Origin of the sequence: Devosia sp. LC5 (genome assembly GCF_000735585.1) — a bacterium.
GTDB lineage: Bacteria > Pseudomonadota > Alphaproteobacteria > Rhizobiales > Devosiaceae > Devosia.
Window position 1 is genome coordinate 1 of sequence record NZ_JNNO01000038.1, and the last position, 3908, is coordinate 3908.

At 64.4% G+C, this 3908-nt stretch carries 5 protein-coding genes and 1 pseudogene; 2 read left to right on the forward strand and 4 right to left on the reverse strand.

Translation table 11 applies throughout. The features are described 5' to 3' along the window. Window positions 1–243 precede the first annotated feature (243 nt). The 3 genes and pseudogenes from FF80_RS16010 to FF80_RS16020 all read right to left on the reverse strand — a co-directional run. A pseudogene (locus FF80_RS16010) lies at window positions 244–1029 on the reverse strand (molybdopterin-dependent oxidoreductase); the annotation flags it as partial. Further along, window positions 1026–1877, reverse strand: a complete 852-nt coding sequence (locus FF80_RS16015) for a cytochrome b/b6 domain-containing protein (RefSeq protein ID WP_052153665.1) — start codon at window positions 1875–1877, stop codon at window positions 1026–1028. The gene FF80_RS16015 and the pseudogene FF80_RS16010, both read right to left, overlap by 4 nt. A 77-nt stretch (window positions 1878–1954) precedes the next feature. Beyond that, a complete protein-coding gene (locus FF80_RS16020) occupies window positions 1955–2299 on the reverse strand; it encodes a hypothetical protein (protein ID WP_035102434.1) in 345 nt (114 codons plus the stop codon). Between the two features lie 167 nt (window positions 2300–2466). Between FF80_RS16020 and FF80_RS16025 the strand changes: the two genes are divergently transcribed. After that, window positions 2467–3018: a sigma-70 family RNA polymerase sigma factor gene (locus FF80_RS16025; protein ID WP_035102436.1), complete on the forward strand. Its 552-nt coding sequence runs from the start codon at window positions 2467–2469 to the stop codon at window positions 3016–3018. Beyond that, window positions 3015–3653 carry a DUF1109 domain-containing protein gene (locus tag FF80_RS16030; protein WP_035102438.1) on the forward strand — a complete coding sequence of 213 codons (639 nt, stop codon included), beginning with the start codon at window positions 3015–3017 and terminating at the stop codon, window positions 3651–3653. Before FF80_RS16025 ends, FF80_RS16030 begins: the two co-directional genes overlap by 4 nt. Before the next feature lie 4 nt (window positions 3654–3657). Here the strand turns inward: FF80_RS16030 and FF80_RS16035 are convergent. After that, window positions 3658–3908 (reverse strand): ThuA domain-containing protein (locus FF80_RS16035; protein WP_035102442.1); only part of this gene is annotated, 251 nt, incomplete at its 5' end.

Below are 3908 nucleotides of genomic sequence, written 5' to 3' on the forward strand. Positions count from 1 at the left end.
CGTCACCCGGCGTAGCCGGCGGGGGAGCCGGGGAACGCGATGCGGCGGGACGACCCGGCGGGGCCCCCCCAAACGGGCAACCCGGGCAGGGCGGTAAAGCTGGGGGGTGGGAACAGGGTCAGGCTATGACCCCGGCGGCGCCACCTCCCCCCCCTCCCCGGGGGCCGCGCGCCCCCCTCCCCCCGGGGGGGGGGGGTGAGCGAGGCCATCGGGGGGTGTCGGGGTCGGCAGTTTTCTTAAACCCCCGCCATACCAATCATACCCATTATCCGGCCAATACCCGCCCTTGCCCTGCCCGAATGGCGACAAATCATCCACCAGTTCGATCGTGTGTACATATTTGGGCTGCTTATACCCCAGCGCTCGCTCGATCCGCACCCGGACCGGCGCGCCATTGGCCACCGGCAGCACCTGGTCGTTGAGCCCATAAGCCAAAATCGTCTGCGGATGATAGGCGTCGATCAGGTCCGAGCTCTCATAATAGAGAATGTCCCCGGCCAGCGACGTCTGGATATTGTCGTAGCAATGATAGACGCAGAACCGCGCCTCGGGCTTGACCCGCGCCATATCCAGAATTGCGCCCAGCCGTGTCCCGGTCCATTTGGCAATACAACTCCAGCCCTCGACGCAATCATGCCTTGTGATCTGGCTGCGCGCCGGCATATTGCGCAATTCGGCCAGCGAGAAGCTGAGCTCCTGCTCCACCATGCCCTTGATGGTCAGCTTGTAATGCGCGAAATCGGCAGCCCGCAGCGCGGAATATTCCGCCGTGCTCGGATTGGTCGACCCGTTTGGCCGCTGGCCCTGGCGGATTTCGCTGGGTGAATATTCCCGCGCCAGCGTCTGCGCCCCGATCAGCCGCCGCTGCACCTGATAGGTCAGCACATTGGCCTGTTCGAGTACCGCCCTTACCTGATTGTCGCGCTGCCCCAGAAAGTCGAACTGATCGCATCCGGACAGGATCAGCCCCGACCCGGCCGCAACCGAGGCCCCCAGAAACCTGCGGCGATTGAGCTTGAACCCGCTCATGGCTTGTCTCCCGGCCTGGCTTCTGTTCCCGGGCTGGCGCGATACCAGCCGGTAACCATCGAGCGCAATTCATTGAGCGGCCCGGCCGCCAGCACCATCACGATATGGATGACGAAAAAGCCCACCAGCAGCAGCATGACCACAAAATGGATCGTGCGCGCCGTCTGACGCCCGCCGAAAATATCGAGCAGGAAGGGCGCGATGGAATTGATGCCCGGCGACATGGTGAGCCCCGTCAGCACGATCAGCGGAAAGAGGATGAAGAACACCCCGAAATAGCTCAGCTTCTGCAGCGGCCCATAGCTGCGGCCATGGTGAAACCGCAGCCGCGCGTGGTCGGCCACGTCCTTGGGCACCGCTTTGATATCGGCCCCCAGCGGCACGATGTCCCGCCTGATATGCCCATTGATGAAGCTGGCCAGAAACCAGATGAACATGGTGAAAACGAACACCCAGCCAAAAAAGAAATGCACCACCCGTCCCGTCGCCAGATCGCGATAGGAGGGAATGGTCACCGAGCCGGGGAAAGCCGTGAACTGCGGCCGTTCCGCCGGTCCGCTCATGCCGAGCACACCCGTCGTGTCAAAGGTCTGCCCGAAGACTGTGGTCTGCCCGCGCGCCCCGGCATCGGTATTGACCGCGCCGATCTCCAGCACCGCATTGTCGAATTCGAAGCCCGATTGCTGCCCGATATACAGCGCGGGATGGGCATTGAAGATTTGCAGCCCCGACAGCAGCAGGAAGAACAGGCAAATGGCCCATAGCCAATGGGTCACCCGCGTCCAGATCGACTGGCGATAGATCAGCGGACCCTTGTCCGCCCGATCGGAAATTGTCTGCTCGCTCATGCATACCTCTCCGCGCGGCCCCGCACAGTCCGTAGCAACGGTACCGCGCGGGGAAAGCGTCGAACATCACTTAAACGTTATTGTGCGGCAGGCGCCATCGCATCGGTTTCCATGCCCATCGACTTGATGGTGCCCATCACATCCATGCCCTGATGCAAGCCGTGGCAGGCCGCCATGGCCGCCTGCATGGCTTCAGGGAATGTCATGGTCGCGGCCTGTTCGCTACACAGCTTGAAATCGGCATCGCTGATCGGCGTCATCGGGCCCATGGCGTCCATGGCACCAGCAGGCGCCATGGCATCGCCGGCCGGCGCCATTGCGCCCCCGGCTGGGGCCATGGCGTCCTGGGCAAAGCCAGGGGCGGCGGCGAAGGTGAAGGCGGCAATGGTTGCAAGGGAAAGTGTGCGCAGGGTGAAAGTCACGAGCTGTCTCCGGAATTTTGACCACGCCCCATCGCGCGGTTCATGCCGGGCCATTCGCCCTGCCCGCTGCCGGGGTTACGCGGTCACGGCGTCGTGATTCCGAATTCTGCATTCCCTGGCTCCGTTCCAGATGTAACAATAGGGGCCCGGGTAACGAATGAGTGGCAATGCAGACTGATCCCACCGAGATGCGATTGCGCAGCCTGATGCTCGCTTCGCTTGACGGCGACGCTGCGGCCTATCGGTCGCTGCTGGCCGAACTCGGCCGTCATCTGCGGCCCTATTTCACGCGGCGGCTCACCCCCGCCTTTGCCTCGCACGCGGAGGATCTCGTGCAGGAGACCCTGCTGGCCATCCACACCCGGCGCCTGACCTATGATCGAAACCGCCCGTTCACGGCATGGTTTCATGCGGTGGCGCACCATAAATTCGTCGATCACGTGCGCCGCCAGTCGATCCGGCTGACCGTGCCGCTTGAGGATGACGCGCCGGTCATCGCCCATGACGACAGCGCCGATACCCTCGCCCGGCGCGACCTCAACATCGTGCTGGAAACCGTGCCCCCGCGCACCGGCGATCTCATTCGCCGCACCAGGGTCGATGGCGCCTCGATCGCCGAGGCCGCCGCCGTCCATGGCATGAGCGAAACGGCTGCCAAAGTGTCCATCCACCGGGGGCTCAAGGCCCTCATTACGCGCTTCGCGGGAGGTCCGAAATGACCGACGAGTTGATCACCCGCCTCGCCGCCGACCTCAAGCCCTTGCCCCGCTCCGCCATGCAGCGCCTGCTCCTGAGCGCGGTGGCCCTGAGCGGCATCATCGCCGCCATCGCCATGATCATGTGGCTGGGCATGCGCCCGGACATGGATACGGCGACGGGCACGATGATGTTCTGGAGCAAATTCGCCTATACGCTCTCGATCGCCGCGCTTGGCTTCTGCGCCACGCTGGTACTGGCCCGGCCCGACGGCCGCACCCGCTGGCCCTGGCTGGCGGCGCTGGCTTTGCTGGGCCTATTGGTCATCGGCGCGGTGTTCCAGCTCACCCGGGCCGGGCCCGGCGAGATGATGCCGCTCATTGTGGGCGGCACGTCGCTGGTCTGCCCATGGCGCATCGTGGTGCTGTCGCTGCCAATACTGTTCGCCGCCATCCTCGTGCTGCGCCGCCTGGCGCCGGCCAATCCCACCCTGGCCGGCTTTGCCGCCGGCATCATGGCCGGCGGCACAGGCGCCTGGGTCTATTCCTTCGCCTGCGCCGAAAACGGCATGATGTTCGTGGCCCTGTTCTATACCCTGGGCATCGTGCTGGTCGGCGGCCTGGGAGCGCTGCTGGGGCGCTTCCTGCTGCGGTGGTAGGCGACTATTCCTCGCGTGCCGCCCAATTCATACCGCGCCGCAAGATCGTCGCCATTTCCGGCACGTCGAACTCCTTGACCGAATGGCCGAGCGTGCAATGAAACACCCGCCCGGCCCCGTGCCGGCGTTTCCACACGACGGGCATCACCACCCCATCGATCCAGGGCGCATGCTCGCCGGTAAAGGTCGTGGTCGCCAGCACCTCGTTGGAGGGGTCGACATGCATGTAATATTGCTCGGAAGTATAGGGACTGG